The organism is Polaribacter marinaquae (genome assembly GCF_038019025.1).
Classification (GTDB): Bacteria; Bacteroidota; Bacteroidia; order Flavobacteriales; family Flavobacteriaceae; genus Polaribacter; species Polaribacter marinaquae.
In genome coordinates this window covers 999,826-1,016,009 of record NZ_CP150496.1, presented here as the reverse complement: position 1 = coordinate 1,016,009, position 16,184 = coordinate 999,826, and the positions used below count along the sequence as shown (strand labels likewise).

Sequence of the window (16,184 nt, the reverse complement as noted above, 5' to 3'; positions counted from 1 at the left end):
AATATGAAGTTTCTAAAATCGAAAATAAATAAAATTGCTTTACTAGTTATGTTAATAATTGGTGTTGGTACAATTGGTTATATGTCGCTTTCTGGCTATAATTTTGTAGATGCACTTTATATGACAGTAATTACTGTAACAACGGTAGGTTTTGGTGAGTTGCAGCCTTTTTCACCTGAAGAAAAAGTATTTACAATTTTTTTAATTTTAACAAGTATTACCATTTTTGGTTATGCGGTTTCTTCGTTTTCAGAATATTTGGTTAGCGGTAAATTATTTCAACATTTTAAACACAGAAAAGTGGAAAAACAAATAAATCATTTAAAAAACCACACTATTGTTTGTGGTTACGGTAGAAATGGTAAGCAAGCAATATTAAAATTAAGAAACTACAATAAAGAATTTGTTGTTGTAGAAAAAGATAAAGAAATGATTTCTTTTCTAGATTCTGAAGGGATTTTAAATATTGAAGGTGATGCAACTTTAGATGAAACATTATTAAAAGCCGGAATCGAAAAAGCCTCTTTTTTGATAACAGCTTTACCTTCGGATGCGAATAATTTGTTTGTTGTATTAACAGCAAGTCAATTAAATAATAAGTGCACAATTATTAGTAGAGCATCTAACGAATCTTCGTACAAGAAATTAAAGTTTGCCGGTGCAAATAATGTAATAATGCCAGATAAACTTGGTGGAAATCATATGGCGTCTTTGGTTACAACGCCAGATGTTATAGAATTTGTAGATAGATTAACTATAGAAGGTGAAACAACTGCAAATCTAGAAGAAATAGCTGTAAACGATCTGCCATCTAAATTTATAAATAAAACTATTTTAGATTTAGACTTAAGAAAACAAACTGGTTGTACCGTAATAGGATTTAGAAATCCAGATAAAGATTATGTAATCAATCCAGAGGCAAATATCAAATTAGTAGAAAATTCTCAACTAATTGTTTTGGGTAGGCCAGAGCAAATAATTAAACTAAGACAAATCTTTTAAATGAAAAAAGTAATTATTACAGGTAGTAATGGTTTGTTAGGTCAATCTCTACTAAACTTATTACTCAAAAATAAAGATGTGTATGATGTTTATGGTTTTTCTAAAGGAAAAAACAGAAGCGGAAGAGAAGATTTTAAGTACTCGTCAATAGATATCACTAATAAAATTTTATTAACTGATGCTATTCTAAAAATTAAACCAGATTTTATTGTAAATACAGCAGCTATGACAAACGTAGATGCTTGTGAAGATGCCAAAGAAACATGTAACGAGTTAAATGTTTTAGCGGTAGAATCGTTAAAAGATGTTTCAAAAAAACTTAAAATTCATCTAATTCATATTTCTACGGATTTTATTTTTGATGGCAAAAAAGGATACTATAAAGAGTCTGATATTCCGAATCCTTTAAGTTATTATGGTGAGTCAAAATTAAAATCTGAACAAGTTTTACTGAATTCAGAAATAGATTTTACAATCTTAAGAACAATTTTAGTATATGGAAAAGTTTTTGACATGAGTAGAAGTAATATTGTACTTTGGGTAAAAGAAATGTTAGAAAATAACAAAGAAATTACAATTGTTGATGATCAATATAGAATGCCAACTTATGTAGAAGAATTAGCATTAGCTTGCAAGGTTGTTATTGATAAAAAAGCAAAAGGAATTTTTAATATTTCTTCGGATAAACTGCTTAGTGTTTTTGAAATCGCACAAGAAATTGCAGAGGTTTTTAACTTAAGTAAAGATTTAATAAAACCAATTTCCACCAAAACTTTAAATCAAAAAGCTTTAAGACCTGCAAAAACAGGTTTCGACTTAACTAAAACGAATAAAGAGTTAGGCTTTAAAACAAATTCTTTTAAAGTAGATTTACAAAAGTTTAAAGAAACGTTGTCATAAAGTTACTTTTAACGCTTAAAACTTGTTAAAAGAGCATTTTTTTATGATATTGCGGGTCACTAAATTTAAATTAATCAAATTTCTATTATGAATAAAAAACTTCTTTCGTTGCTAATGTTAGCAACACCCTTTTTTACATTTGCTCAAGAAAAAGGTTTAGATCAACAAATTGATGAAGCATTTGGTAATGCAACAGGATGGTTTGTAGATTTTATTTTTTATCAAATTCCTTTTACAGATACTATTAGTATTTATTGGGTTTTGTTCCCTTTAATATTAGGGGCTTTATATTTTACAGTTTATTTTAACTTCATCAATTTTAGAGGTTTCTTTACTTCAATAAATATTGTTAGAGGAAAATATGACGGTTTAGAAGGTAAAGGCGAAAATAAAGCTATTGAAGTTTCAAATACTGTTTCAACAACAGAAGAAGGTGATAATCCAGATACAATTAGAGTAGAGGGGCATGAAGGTGAGGTTTCGCATTTTCAAGCATTAACAGCAGCGCTTTCTGCAACTGTAGGTTTAGGAAATATTGCAGGTGTTGCAATTGCTGTTTCAATTGGTGGTGCAGGTGCAACATTCTGGATGATAGTTGCTGGTTTCTTAGGAATGGCGTCTAAATTCGTAGAATGTACTTTAGGTGTAAAATATAGAGATATCGAAGCAGATGGTACTGTTTACGGAGGGCCAATGTATTACTTAACAAAAGGATTAAAAAATAAAACGCTAGGTAAGATTTTAGCAGCTTTATTTGCAATTTTTGTTATTGGTGGTTCTTTTGGAGGAGGAAACATGTTTCAGGTAAATCAAGCTTTTCAATTAGTTCAAAATATTACAGGTGGTTCAGAGTCTGTTTTAGCAGGTAAAGGTTGGTTGTTCGGTTTGGTTATGGCTATCTTAGTTGGTATTGTAATTATCGGTGGAATTAAGAAAATTGCTAAGGTTACAGATAAAATTGTTCCTTTTATGGTTGCAATTTATGTGGGTGCAGCATTGTTTGTGATTTTTGCAAATTATGATATGATTGGTGATGCTTTCTTACAAATTTTTAATGGAGCTTTTAGTCCAGAAGGAATTGCTGGTGGTGCAATTGGTGTAATGATTCAAGGTTTTAGAAGGGCAGCATTTTCTAATGAAGCAGGTATTGGTTCTGCTTCTATTGCGCATTCAGCAGTAAAAACTAAATATGCAGCAAGTGAAGGAATGGTTGCTTTATTAGAGCCATTTATTGATACTGTGGTAGTTTGTACAATGACAGCTTTAGTATTAATTATTACAGGTAATGTAACTGCAGAAAATGCATCTTTAAATGATGCGCAAGCAATTTTATTAACTTCAGGAGCTTTTGAGTCAGCTATTTCTTGGTTTCCATACGTGTTAACAGTTGCAGTAGTTTTATTTGCATTTAGTTCTATGATTTCTTGGTCTTATTATGGTTTTCAAGGTTGGTCTTATTTATTCGGAAGATCAAAAAAGATGGAATATACTTACAAAGTTATTTTCTGTATTTTTGTTGTAATAGGTGCGGCAGCTAGTTTAGGTTCTGTAATTGGTTTCTCTGATGCAATGGTATTTGCAATGATGGTTCCAAACATGATAGGTTTAATTCTTTTAGCGCCTAAGGTTAAAGTAGAATTAAAGAAGTATATGAGTGCTATTAAAACAAACAAAGCATAAAAAGTACAAATGAACATATTCAAATCCCATTTCTGGTATAATAAAAACCAAAGAAATGGGATTTTTTTATTGGTTATAATTATAGCTTTATTCCAAGGTTTAATTTTCTTTTATAAAGACTCAAGTAAAGATGTATCAATAATTGATAATGCTCGAACTTTAGCCTTTTATAAGAAGATAGATAGTTTAAAATTAATTGCTTTAGAATCAAGAAAGCCTAAGTTATATCCTTTTAATCCGAACTATATCACGGATTATAAAGGTGCTCAATTAGGAATGTCTATAAATGAAATAGACAAATTACTTGCTTACAGAAAGCGAAATCAATTTGTGAATTCTAAAGAAGAGTTTCAGAAAGTTACAAATGTTTCAGATTCACTTTTAAATAGAATTGCTCCGTATTTTAAGTTCCCTGACTGGGTTACTCAACAAAAAACAAGTACATCTAATTCTATTATTGTTAAATATTCTAAAAAAAAGAATAAAACTCCATCGACAACAGATATTAATAAAGCAACTTTAGAAGATTTTAAAACAATTGAAGGAGTTGGAGATAAAATTTCAGCCAGAATTATTAAGTATCGTTCTAAATTACAAGGATTTTCTATGTTTAGTCAACTAGACGAAATATGGGGTGTTAAGCCAGAAGTTTTGGTTAAAATTAAACAAACCTTTAAACTTATAGAATTACCATATATTCAAAAAATCAATGTAAATACAGCTTCTTTTAAGGAAATTCTTAAAACTCCGTACGTAGATTATGAATTATGTAAAAAGATATTTGAGTACAGAGATGAGGTGGCTGAATTGCAAAATATTTCACAATTAAAAAATATCAGTGGTTTTCCGTTAGATTTGTATGACAGAATAGTCTTATATTTGGTAGCTAAATAAACAACTCAAAATTCTTACCAGATGAACAGTATGTACTTTACTGAAGAACACGACGCTTTTCGTGCAAGTTTTAAAGATTTTTTACAGAAGGAAGTAGTTCCTCATATTGATAAATGGGAAAAAACAGGAACCATAGACAGATTTATTTGGAAAAAATTTGGCGAAATGGGATATTTCGGCTTGTGTACACCAGAAGAGTACGGAGGTTTAGATTTAGATTTATTCTACACCGTAATTTTTTTAGAAGAATTGCAAAAGGTTAATTCAGGTGGTTTTGCAGCAGCAATGTGGGCGCATGAATTTTTAGCAATGACACACCTTAATAAGGAAGGTACAGAATTTATCAAACAAAAATATCTTGTGCCGAGTGTAGAAGGGGATAAAATTGGTTGTCTTTGTATTACAGAGCCTTTTGGCGGAAGTGATGTTGCGGGTATGAGATCTACAGCTATTAAAAAAGGTGATAAGTATATTTTAAACGGATCTAAAACTTTTATAACTAACGGAGTTTATTCAGATTATTTAATAGTTGCGGCTAAAACAGATCCTTCGGATAAATATAAAGGGATTAGCATTTTTGTTGTCGATAGAGAAGCAAAAGGTATTTCTGCAACGAAATTAGATAAACTTGGTTGGAGAGCTTCAGATACCGGAGAAATTGCTTTTGATAATGTAGAAATTCCTGTTGAAAACTTAATGGGAGAAGAAGGAAAAGGCTTTCCTTATATCATGCAACATTTTGCTTTAGAAAGATTGATAATGGGTGTAAATGCACACGCAAGAGCAGAATTCGCAGTAGATTATGCAATTAATTACATGCAAGAAAGAGTTGCTTTTGGCAAGTCTTTAGATAAATTTCAAGCTTTAAGACATAAAATAGCAGAAATGTCTAGTAAAGTAGATATGTGTAGAGAGTATAATTACTCGATAACTAAAAGATTAGATTTAGGAGCTTATGTTGTTAAAGAAGCAAGTATGTCTAAATTATTATCTACAAAGATAGCAGATGAGGTAATTTATGATGCTTTACAACTTTTAGGAGGTTATGGTTATATGGAAGAATATCCTATGGCAAGGTTGTTAAGAGATAGTAGATTAGGACCGATAGGAGGAGGAACTTCAGAAATACTAAAAGAGATTATAGCAAAAATGGTAATCGATAATAAAGAATATAAACCAGCTACCTAGTACATTTTTATATTTTATTATTTTTTGACTGTATAATGATTATTTAAAAACCTGTTTTAAACTATTGAAAATTAGAGTAAATAGACTATTTAAAATAAATTTAATTTAGTAATTGTTATTTCATAATTTGTAACTACATTTGCAAACCAAAAAATAAACCAAATAGCCATTGTGCTATTCAAAATATAAAGATACTATGAAGGGAGGTGCTAACTTATGTTAATTATACCTATTAAAGAAGGAGAAAATATAGATAGAGCGTTAAAGCGTTATAAAAGAAAATTCGATCGTACAAAGACGATGAAGAACTTACGTAACAGAAAAAACTTTACAAAGCCATCTGTAGCGAAAAGAGCTCAAAGAATAAAAGCTTCTTACGTTCAAAGATTAAGAACACAAGAAGAAGTTGGATAAATCTAACGTATTCTTAAAATAATAAATCTCGTACTAATTTTAGTGCGAGATTTTTTTTGCTTTAAAAACACTAAATTTGATTATTAAAAATCAATAATGTTAATCAATTCTTTTTTAGATTATTTATCCTTAGAAAAAAAATATTCTAAGCATACTATAATTGCATACAAAACAGATTTAACTGCTTTCAATGAATTTTGTTTATCAGAATTTGAATTAGATGATTTGTTAGAGGTGAAATATCCTTTAATTAGAAGTTGGATTGTAAGTTTAGTTAATTCTGATGTATCAAATAATTCTATAAACAGAAAAATTAGTTCATTAAAATCATTTTATAAATTTTTACAGAAAACAGGTCAGTTAGATAGTAATCCGTTAGCAATACATAGAGCTTTAAAAATCAAAAAGAAAGTTCAGGTTCCTTTTACTGTAAAAGAAGTGAATGCTGTTATAAGTTCTCTTGAAAGTGATGATAGTTTTGAAACTCTTCGAAACAAGTTGTTGGTAGAGCTATTGTACTCTACGGGAATTAGAAGAGCGGAGTTAATCAACATAAAATTACAAGATATAAATTCTATAAACAATACTATAAAAGTCTTGGGTAAAAGGAATAAAGAACGTTATGTGCCAATACTTCCCTCTGTGCTAATTTCAATAAAAAAGTATTTACAAGAGAGAAATAAAGAAGGTTTTGTTTCAGAATATTTGTTAATTACTTCAAAAGGAAATAAATTATATGAAACACTTGTTTACAGAATTATAAATTCTTACTTTAGTGAAGTCTCATCAAAGGTAAAAAAGAGTCCGCATATATTAAGGCATTCTTTTGCAACACATCTTTTAAATGAAGGGGCAGACTTAAATTCGGTTAAAGAATTGCTAGGGCATACATCTTTAGCCTCTACTCAAATCTATGCTAGTAATAGTTTAGAAGCAATAAAAAAAGTGTATAACAATGCTCACCCTAGAAGCAACAAAAAATGATAAGGTATGAAAGTATTCACGCAATCAGTAAATTTTAATGCAGATAGTCAATTAATAATGTTTGTAGAAACTAAGGTTTTAACATTGTCAAAATTTCATGATAAGATAGTTGATGCAGAAGTGTTTTTAAAAGTTCAAAACACAAGTGATAAAGAAAATAAAATAACAGAAATAAAAATTAATATACCTGGTAGCGAGTTGATTGTAAAAAGAGAAACGAAAACTTTTGAAGAAGGAGTGAATGCTGCAGTTGATAATTTAAAGAGACAATTAAAAAGATCAAAAGAGAAGTTAAGAGATTCTATGATTTCGTAAAACGAAAAAAAAACAAAAAAACTTAAAAAAAAGTTTTGGAAATTGAAAAAACTTTATACATTTGCAAACCGTTAGAAATAGCGTGTTGTTTTTAAACAACGAAAGCCGATGTAGCTCAGCTGGCTAGAGCAGCTGATTTGTAATCAGCAGGTCGTGGGTTCGAGTCCCTCCATTGGCTCAGTAAATTAAATTGCATTTGTAATTTAAAAGTTCATTAAAATAGTAAATTATCGGGGAGATACTCAAGCGGCCAACGAGGACGGACTGTAACTCCGTTGACTATGTCTTCGCAGGTTCGAATCCTGCTCTCCCCACAATTTACAATTTGCGAAAGTAGCTCAGTTGGTAGAGCGTCAGCCTTCCAAGCTGAATGTCGCCGGTTCGAACCCGGTCTTTCGCTCTAAAATATCAACAAGCCGGTGTAGCTCAGTTGGTAGAGCGCATCCTTGGTAGGGATGAGGTCGTGGGTTCAAATCCCATCGCTGGCTCATTTTTTATGTATTATTAGACACTAAATATATTTAAACTAAGAATTAAAATTAATAATTATGGCAAAAGGAACTTTTGACCGTTCGAAACCACACTTAAACATTGGTACTATCGGACACGTAGATCACGGTAAAACAACTTTAACTGCGGCTATTACTAAAGTATTAGCTGATGCAGGATTCTCTGAGGCTAGATCTTTTGATCAGATTGATAATGCTCCGGAAGAAAAAGAAAGAGGTATTACAATTAACACTTCTCACGTAGAGTACCAAACTGAAAAGCGTCACTATGCACACGTAGATTGTCCAGGTCACGCCGATTATGTTAAGAACATGGTAACGGGTGCTGCTCAAATGGATGGAGCTATTTTAGTTGTTGCTGCAACAGATGGACCAATGCCACAGACTAGAGAGCATATCTTATTAGGTCGTCAGGTAGGGATTCCTCGTATCGTTGTTTTCTTAAACAAAGTTGATATGGTTGATGATGAAGAGCTTTTAGAATTAGTTGATATGGAAGTTAGAGAATTATTATCTTTCTATGAATATGATGGAGATAATGGTCCTGTAGTTTCAGGTTCAGCTTTAGGAGCTTTAAATGGTGAGCAAAAATGGGTTGATACTGTTCTTGAATTGATGAGAGAAGTTGATGCTTGGATTGAAGAGCCATTAAGAGAGGTTGATAAAGATTTCTTAATGCCTGTTGAAGATGTATTCTCTATTACAGGTCGTGGTACAGTTGCAACTGGTCGTATTGAGACTGGTATTGCTAACACTGGAGATGTTGTAGATATTATCGGTATGGGAGCTGAAAAAATGACTTCTACTATTACTGGTATTGAAATGTTCCGTCAAATCTTAGATAGAGGTGAGGCTGGAGATAATGCAGGTATCTTATTAAGAGGTATTGCTAAAGAAGATATTAAAAGAGGTATGGTAATCTGTAAGCCAGGTTCTGTAACACCACACGCTAAATTTAAAGCAGAAGTTTATGTTTTAAAGAAGGAAGAAGGTGGTCGTCATACTCCATTTCATAACAATTACCGTCCACAATTCTATGTAAGAACTACGGATGTTACAGGTACAATTAACTTACCTGATGGTGTTGAAATGGTAATGCCAGGAGATAACTTAACAATTACTGTAGATTTAATTCAGCCAATCGCATTAAATGTTGGTTTACGTTTCGCTATCCGTGAAGGTGGTAGAACTGTAGGTGCAGGTCAGGTAACTGAATTATTAGATTAATATTTTATATATTGATTTATTAAGTATAAATTTAAAAGGGTGTCCCGGTTTTATCGGGATGCCTTTATAAATGAAATAATAAACGGGTTTAGCTCAGTTGGTAGAGCACTGGTCTCCAAAACCAGGTGTCGGGAGTTCGAGTCTCTCAATCCGTGCAAAAACATACAATTAGAATGAAGTTTATACAATATATTAAAGATTCTTTTGATGAACTAAGTAATCACATGACTTGGATCTCTAAAGAAGATGCTCAAAAGACAACAGTAACAGTAGCGGTGTTCACTATTTTGTTCGCTTTAGCTGTAGCAGGTATAGACTATGTTTTTCAAACAGGTTTGGATAACTTTTTCACAATGTTTAAATCTAATTAGAGATGGCGACTGATTCAGTAATGAAATGGTATGTTGTTAGAGCCATTGGTGGACAAGAGAATAAGGTAAAAGCTTACATAGAGACAGAAATCTCTAGGGTAGGCTTATCTGATTATGTAAGCCAAGTAATAGTGCCTACAGAGAAAGTTGTACAAGTACGTAATGGTAAGAAAATAAATAGAGAAAGAGTTTATTTTCCTGGTTACATTATGGTAGAAGCTAATTTATCTGGTGAAGTCCCTCACGTTATTAAAGCAATTACAGGTGTAATTGGTTTTTTAGGTGAAACAAAAGGAGGTGAACCTGTACCTATGCGTAAATCTGAAGTGAACAGAATGTTAGGTAAAGTAGATGAATTATCTGTAAGAGATGAGAATGTTGCAATTCCATTTAATGTCGGAGAAACAATAAAAGTAGTTGACGGGCCATTTAATGGTTTTGATGGTACTATTGAAAAAGTAAACGAAGAAAAGCGTAAGCTTGAGGTAATGGTGAAAATATTCGGAAGGAAAACACCATTAGAATTAAGTTATATGCAAGTAGAAAAGATATAATTGTTACACAAATATATATCGATTTGTTTTTTGGCTTCCAACTTAAAATAAATCATTAAACATTTTTAAAATGGCAAAAGAAGTTAGTAAAGTAGTTAAGTTACAAGTAAGGGGAGGCGCAGCGAATCCATCGCCGCCGGTCGGACCCGCTTTAGGTGCTGCTGGTGTTAACATTATGGAGTTCTGTAAACAGTTTAATGCAAGAACGCAAGACAAACAAGGTAAAGTGTTACCTGTTGTTATTACTGTTTTCAAAGACAAATCGTTTGATTTTGTTGTAAAAACTCCTCCTGCAGCAGTTCAGTTACTAGAAGCGGCCAAAATTAAAAAGGGTTCAGGTGAACCAAACAGAAAGAAAGTAGCATCAGTTACTTGGGATCAAATTAAAACAATTGCAGAAGATAAGATGGTAGATTTAAATGCCTTTGAAGTTTCTTCAGCAATGCGTATGATTGCAGGTACAGCACGTTCTATGGGATTAACAGTAAAAGGTGATGCACCAGCATAAACTTTATAAAAAGTAGTAAAATGGCAAAATTAACAAAAAAGCAAAAAGAAGCTTACGCAAAAGTAGATAGCTCTAAATCTTATGATTTAGCAGCAGCTTCAGCTCTAGTCAAAGACATTACTAATGTAAAGTTTGATGCATCAGTAGATTTAGCAATTCGTTTAGGAGTAGATCCACGTAAAGCTAATCAAATGGTTCGTGGTGTTGTTACATTACCTCACGGAACAGGAAAAGATGTTAAAGTTTTAGCATTAGTAACTCCAGATAAAGAAGCAGAAGCTACAGCAGCAGGTGCAGATTATGTAGGGTTAGATGAATATCTTCAAAAGATTAAAGGTGGTTGGACAGACGTTGATGTTATCATCACGATGCCAAGTGTAATGGGGAAATTAGGTCCTTTAGGTAGAGTATTAGGTCCAAGAGGATTAATGCCGAACCCAAAGACTGGTACTGTTACTATGGATGTTGCAAAAGCCGTTCAAGATGTTAAAGCTGGTAAAATAGACTTTAAAGTAGATAAAACTGGTATTGTACATGCTGCAATTGGAAAAGTATCTTTTGATGCTAAGAAGATTGAAGAGAATGCAAACGAGTTAATACAAACAATTATTAAATTGAAACCTACAACAGCAAAAGGAACGTATGTAAAAAGCGTTTTCATGTCTAGTACGATGAGTCCTAGTATAGCTGTTGAAGTTAAAACTGTTTAATACGTTAAAACTTATAATTATGACTAGAGAAGAGAAATCACAAGTAATACAAGATTTAACAGCAGTATTAGCAGATACAAACACTTTATATTTAGCAGATATATCTGGATTAGATGCACAAACAACATCTAATTTAAGAAGAGCTTGTTTTAAAGCAGGAGTTCAGTTATCGGTTGTTAAAAATACATTACTTGCAAAAGCAATGGAAGCTTCAGATAAAGATTTTGGAGACTTACCAACAGTATTAAAAGGAAATACTTCAATGATGATTTCTGAGGCTGCAAATGCACCTGCGAAATTAATCAAAGAATTTAGAAAGAAATCTAAAGATAGACCTTTATTAAAAGGTGCATTTGCAGAAGAATCTATTTATATTGGAGATGATCAATTAGATGCTTTAGTAGATATTAAATCTAGAGAAGAATTAATTGGAGAAATCATTGGATTATTACAGTCTCCTGCTAAGAATGTTGTTTCAGCATTACAGTCAGGTGGACAAACACTTTCAGGTATTATTAAGACATTATCTGAAAAATAATTACGCGCACAAATAAACTATAATAAACAAAATTTTTAAAAACAATTAAAATGGCAGAATTAAAAGATTTCGCAGAGCAATTAGTTAACTTAACAGTAAAAGAAGTTAATGAATTAGCTACTATTTTAAAAGATGAGTATGGTATCGAGCCAGCAGCAGCAGCAGTAGCAGTAGCAGGTCCAGCAGCAGGTGGAGCAGAAGCAGCTGATGAGCAAACTGAATTTGATGTTATTTTAACAGCAGCAGGAGGTTCTAAATTAGCAGTTGTTAAATTAGTTAAAGAATTAACTGGTTTAGGATTAAAAGAAGCTAAAGGTATCGTAGATAGCGCACCAGCAGCAGTAAAAGAAGGTGTATCTAAAGATGAGGCTGAAGGTCTTAAAGCATCTTTAGAAGAAGCTGGAGCTGAGGTAGAGCTTAAGTAAGCTATTACTCCCGACGTGTAAACGTAACGGGAAAACAAATTTAGGTTTAGGTACTAGGGACACTTGTCTCTAGACCTAAACCATTTTGTGTATATATTCGTTCTTTATTTTAATTCAGATTTTAATCAAAAAAATATACTCTTTTGGCAACGAAAAACACTACTGAAAGAATCAACTTCGCAACTTCTCAAATGATTAAAGAATATCCAGATTTCTTGGATATTCAGGTAAAATCTTTCCAAGATTTTTTCCAACTTCAAACGAAAGCAGAAGAAAGAGGTGAAGAAGGTTTGTACAAAACCTTCATGGATAACTTTCCAATAACAGATACAAGAAATCAATTCGTATTAGAATTTCTAGACTACTTCGTAGATCCACCAAGATATTCTATTCAAGAATGTATCGAAAGAGGTCTTACGCACAGTGTGCCTTTAAAAGCACGTTTAAAACTTTACTGTACAGATCCAGAACACGAAGATTTCGAAACAATTGTACAAGATGTTTATCTTGGTACAATACCTTATATGACAAACTCTGGTACCTTTGTAATAAATGGAGCAGAGCGTGTGGTAGTTTCTCAGTTACATAGATCACCAGGTGTGTTCTTTGGACAATCTTTCCACGCAAATGGTACAAAATTATATTCTGCAAGAGTTATTCCTTTTAAGGGATCTTGGATAGAATTTGCTACCGATATCAATCAAGTAATGTATGCTTACATTGATAGAAAGAAAAAATTACCAGTAACAACATTATTCAGAGCCATAGGTTTTGAAAGAGATAAAGATATATTAGAAATTTTTGACCTTGCAGAAGAAGTAAAAGTTTCTAAAGCTGGATTAAAAAAAGTATTAGGTCGTAAATTGGCTGCTAGAGTTTTAAAAACTTGGCATGAAGATTTCGTAGATGAAGATACTGGTGAAGTAGTATCTATCGAAAGAAACGAAATTATTTTTGATCGTGATACAATTTTAGATAAAGAACATATAGACGAAATTATAGATGCAGGTGCTAAAACCGTTTTACTTCATAAAGAAGATAACGACATGGCAGATTATGCAATTATACATAATACGTTACAGAAAGATCCTACAAATTCTGAAAAAGAAGCAGTAGAACATATTTATAGACAATTACGTAATGCAGAACCGCCAGATGAGGAGACTGCAAGAGGTATTATAGATAAATTATTCTTTTCTGAACAAAGATATAATTTAGGTGAAGTAGGTCGTTTTAGAATGAACACCAAACTTCAGTTAAATGAGCCTATAGATCAAAAAGTATTAACTAAATTAGATATTATTACTATAATAAAATATTTAATTGAATTAATCAATTCTAAGGCAGAAGTAGATGATATTGATCACTTATCTAACAGACGTGTAAGAACCGTAGGAGAGCAATTAGCTGGTCAATTTGGTGTTGGTTTAGCTCGTATGGCAAGAACAATTCGTGAGCGTATGAATGTGCGTGATAACGAGGTGTTTACACCAATCGATTTAATTAATGCTAAGACTTTATCATCTGTAATTAATTCTTTCTTCGGTACAAACCAATTATCTCAATTTATGGATCAAACGAATCCGTTAGCAGAGATCACTCATAAGCGTAGATTATCTGCACTTGGGCCAGGTGGTTTATCAAGAGAAAGAGCAGGTTTTGAGGTTCGTGATGTTCATTATACACATTATGGACGTCTATGTCCTATTGAAACACCAGAAGGGCCAAACATTGGTTTAATTTCTTCACTTTCTGTATTTGCAAAAGTGAATAATTTAGGTTTTATCGAAACGCCTTATAGAAAAGTAGATAATGGTGTTGTTGCTAAAGAAGAGCCAACTTATTTAAGTGCCGAAGAAGAAGAAGGTAAGAAAATTGCTCAATCTAATTTAGAACTTAAAGAAGATGGTAGTATTGTTTTAGATAGAGTTATTGCTCGTGAAGAAGGAGATTTCCCTGTTGTTACACCAGATGTAATTGACTATATGGATGTTGCTCCTAATCAAATTGCATCGATATCTGCATCTTTAATACCATTCTTAGAACATGATGATGCGAACAGAGCCTTAATGGGATCTAACATGATGCGTCAAGCTGTACCGTTGTTAAGACCAGAATCTCCAATTGTTGGTACTGGTTTAGAGCGCAGAGTTGCAAAAGATTCTCGTATTTTAATTAATGCGGAAGGAGCAGGTGAAGTAATTTATGTTGATGCTAATAAAATTACAATTAAGTATGATAGAACAGAAGAAGAAAAACTTGTTAGTTTTGATTCTGATGAAGTTTCTTACAACTTAATTAAGTTTAGAAAAACGAATCAAGGAACTAACATTAACCTAAAACCAATTGTAGAAAGAGGTGATAGAGTTGAAGAAGGACAAGTTCTTTGTGAAGGTTATGCAACTCAAAAAGGAGAATTAGCTTTAGGTAGAAATATGAAAGTAGCCTTTATGCCTTGGAAAGGGTATAACTTTGAGGATGCAATTGTAATTTCAGAAAAAGTTGTTCGAGAAGATATATTTACATCTATTCATATTGATGAGTATTCTTTAGATGTTAGAGATACAAAATTAGGTACCGAAGAGTTAACTAATGATATTCCTAACGTTTCTGAAGAAGCTACAAAAGATTTAGATGAAAACGGAATGATTAGAATAGGTGCAGAAGTTAATCCTGGTGATATCTTAATTGGTAAGATTACACCAAAAGGAGAATCTGATCCTACTCCAGAAGAAAAATTATTACGTGCTATTTTTGGTGATAAAGCTGGTGATGTTAAAGATGCATCATTAAAAGCTTCTCCATCACTAAGAGGTGTAGTAATTGATAAAAAATTATTTAGAAGAGCCTTAAAAGATAAAAATAAGAGAATTAGAGATAAAGAAGCGGTAGCTACTTTAGAGCAATCTTTTGTTTCTAAATTTGAAGGTTTAAAAGACGAATTAATCGAGAAATTATTTACTTTAATTAGTGGTAAAACTTCTCAAGGAGTATTTAATGATTTAGGAGAAGAAGTTTTACCAAAAGGTAAAAAATATACTCTTAAAATGTTAAACTCTGTTGATGATTATGTGCATTTAACTGGTTCTTGGACAACAGATAGCGACTTAAATAAATTAGTAGGTGAACTAGTTCACAACTACAAGATTAAAGTAAATGATTTACAAGGATCATTACGTCGTCAAAAGTTTACAATTTCAGTTGGAGATGAATTACCAGCAGGTATTTTAAAATTAGCTAAGGTTTACATTGCTAAGAAACGTAAGCTTAAAGTTGGTGATAAAATGGCAGGACGTCACGGTAACAAAGGTATTGTTGCACGTATAGTTAGAGCAGAAGATATGCCTTTCTTAGAAGACGGAACTCCAGTAGATATCGTATTAAATCCATTAGGTGTACCATCTCGTATGAATATTGGTCAAATTTATGAAACTGTTCTTGGTTGGGCAGGTCAAAAATTAAACACTAAATATGCAACACCTATTTTTGATGGAGCATCTTTAGAGCAAATTAACGGTATTACAGATGAAGCTGGCGTACCAAGATTTGGGCACACATATTTATATGATGGAGGAACAGGTAAACGTTTTGATCAACCAGCAACGGTTGGTATCATTTATATGATTAAATTAGGTCATATGATTGAAGATAAAATGCATGCTCGTTCTATAGGACCATACTCATTAATTACACAACAGCCATTAGGAGGTAAAGCTCAGTTTGGTGGTCAACGTTTTGGAGAGATGGAAGTTTGGGCCCTTGAAGCATATGGTGCATCAAGTATCTTAAGAGAAATCTTAACAGTAAAATCTGATGATGTTATGGGTAGAGCTAAAACATACGAAAGTATTGTGAAAGGTGAAACTATGCCAGAACCTGGTTTACCAGAATCATTTAACGTATTAATGCACGAACTTAAAGGTTTAGGTTTAGACGTTAGATTAGAAGAATAACAAAAATTGATG

At 32.2% G+C, this 16,184-nt stretch carries 16 protein-coding genes and 5 tRNA genes; all 21 read left to right on the top strand.

What is annotated here, in order from left to right; genetic code table 11:
• Window positions 1-3 precede the first annotated feature (3 nt).
• The 21 genes from WG950_RS04660 to rpoB all read left to right on the top strand — a co-directional run bounded on the left by WG950_RS04660 (window position 4) and on the right by rpoB (window position 16,172).
• Entirely contained in the window at window positions 4-1,002 is a 999-nt protein-coding gene (locus WG950_RS04660) for a potassium channel family protein (RefSeq protein ID WP_340934447.1), read from the top strand.
• Window positions 1,003-1,902, top strand: coding sequence for an SDR family oxidoreductase (locus tag WG950_RS04655; RefSeq protein ID WP_340934444.1), 900 nt, complete (start codon window positions 1,003-1,005; stop codon window positions 1,900-1,902).
• 87 nt (window positions 1,903-1,989) lie between these two features.
• Entirely contained in the window at window positions 1,990-3,582 is a 1,593-nt protein-coding gene (locus tag WG950_RS04650; RefSeq protein WP_340934441.1) for an alanine/glycine:cation symporter family protein, read from the top strand.
• 9 nt (window positions 3,583-3,591) lie between these two features.
• Window positions 3,592-4,476, top strand: coding sequence for a ComEA family DNA-binding protein (locus WG950_RS04645; RefSeq protein ID WP_340934439.1), 885 nt, complete (start codon window positions 3,592-3,594; stop codon window positions 4,474-4,476).
• A gap of 21 nt (window positions 4,477-4,497) precedes the next feature.
• Complete coding sequence (locus tag WG950_RS04640) at window positions 4,498-5,664, top strand: acyl-CoA dehydrogenase family protein (RefSeq protein ID WP_340934437.1); 1,167 nt, start codon at window positions 4,498-4,500, stop codon at window positions 5,662-5,664.
• 216 nt (window positions 5,665-5,880) lie between these two features.
• Window positions 5,881-6,078, top strand: a complete 198-nt coding sequence (gene rpsU / locus WG950_RS04635; protein WP_026777225.1) for a 30S ribosomal protein S21 — start codon at window positions 5,881-5,883, stop codon at window positions 6,076-6,078.
• A 96-nt stretch (window positions 6,079-6,174) separates the two neighbouring features.
• Window positions 6,175-7,062 (top strand): tyrosine-type recombinase/integrase, encoded by an 888-nt coding sequence (locus WG950_RS04630; protein WP_340934434.1) that lies wholly within the window; start codon window positions 6,175-6,177, stop codon window positions 7,060-7,062.
• A gap of 6 nt (window positions 7,063-7,068) precedes the next feature.
• Complete coding sequence (hpf, locus tag WG950_RS04625; protein ID WP_340934431.1) at window positions 7,069-7,377, top strand: ribosome hibernation-promoting factor, HPF/YfiA family; 309 nt, start codon at window positions 7,069-7,071, stop codon at window positions 7,375-7,377.
• 104 nt (window positions 7,378-7,481) lie between these two features.
• Window positions 7,482-7,555 (top strand) — tRNA-Thr (locus WG950_RS04620).
• A gap of 54 nt (window positions 7,556-7,609) precedes the next feature.
• Window positions 7,610-7,691, top strand: a tRNA-Tyr gene (locus WG950_RS04615).
• 13 nt (window positions 7,692-7,704) lie between these two features.
• Window positions 7,705-7,777, top strand: a tRNA-Gly gene (locus WG950_RS04610).
• A gap of 15 nt (window positions 7,778-7,792) precedes the next feature.
• Window positions 7,793-7,865, top strand: a tRNA-Thr gene (locus WG950_RS04605).
• 60 nt (window positions 7,866-7,925) lie between these two features.
• Complete coding sequence (gene tuf, locus WG950_RS04600) at window positions 7,926-9,113, top strand: elongation factor Tu (protein WP_340934429.1); 1,188 nt, start codon at window positions 7,926-7,928, stop codon at window positions 9,111-9,113.
• A gap of 82 nt (window positions 9,114-9,195) precedes the next feature.
• Window positions 9,196-9,268 (top strand) — tRNA-Trp (locus WG950_RS04595).
• 18 nt (window positions 9,269-9,286) lie between these two features.
• On the top strand, window positions 9,287-9,484 hold the full coding sequence (gene secE / locus WG950_RS04590; protein WP_077808824.1) for a preprotein translocase subunit SecE: 198 nt from the start codon (window positions 9,287-9,289) through the stop codon (window positions 9,482-9,484).
• A gap of 2 nt (window positions 9,485-9,486) precedes the next feature.
• Window positions 9,487-10,038, top strand: coding sequence for a transcription termination/antitermination protein NusG (nusG, locus tag WG950_RS04585; protein WP_340934425.1), 552 nt, complete (start codon window positions 9,487-9,489; stop codon window positions 10,036-10,038).
• Between the two features lie 70 nt (window positions 10,039-10,108).
• Window positions 10,109-10,546: a 50S ribosomal protein L11 gene (rplK, locus tag WG950_RS04580; protein ID WP_077808826.1), complete on the top strand. Its 438-nt coding sequence runs from the start codon at window positions 10,109-10,111 to the stop codon at window positions 10,544-10,546.
• 20 nt (window positions 10,547-10,566) lie between these two features.
• Entirely contained in the window at window positions 10,567-11,256 is a 690-nt protein-coding gene (gene rplA, locus WG950_RS04575; RefSeq protein WP_077808827.1) for a 50S ribosomal protein L1, read from the top strand.
• Between the two features lie 19 nt (window positions 11,257-11,275).
• Window positions 11,276-11,794 carry a 50S ribosomal protein L10 gene (rplJ, locus tag WG950_RS04570; RefSeq protein ID WP_077811321.1) on the top strand — a complete coding sequence of 173 codons (519 nt, stop codon included), beginning with the start codon at window positions 11,276-11,278 and terminating at the stop codon, window positions 11,792-11,794.
• A 50-nt stretch (window positions 11,795-11,844) separates the two neighbouring features.
• The gene (rplL, locus tag WG950_RS04565) at window positions 11,845-12,219 is read left to right on the top strand and encodes a 50S ribosomal protein L7/L12 (protein ID WP_079738432.1); all 375 of its coding nucleotides are present in this window, start codon (window positions 11,845-11,847) and stop codon (window positions 12,217-12,219) included.
• A 143-nt stretch (window positions 12,220-12,362) separates the two neighbouring features.
• Window positions 12,363-16,172, top strand: coding sequence for a DNA-directed RNA polymerase subunit beta (gene rpoB, locus WG950_RS04560; protein ID WP_079738433.1), 3,810 nt, complete (start codon window positions 12,363-12,365; stop codon window positions 16,170-16,172).
• Window positions 16,173-16,184: the final 12 nt, after the last annotated feature.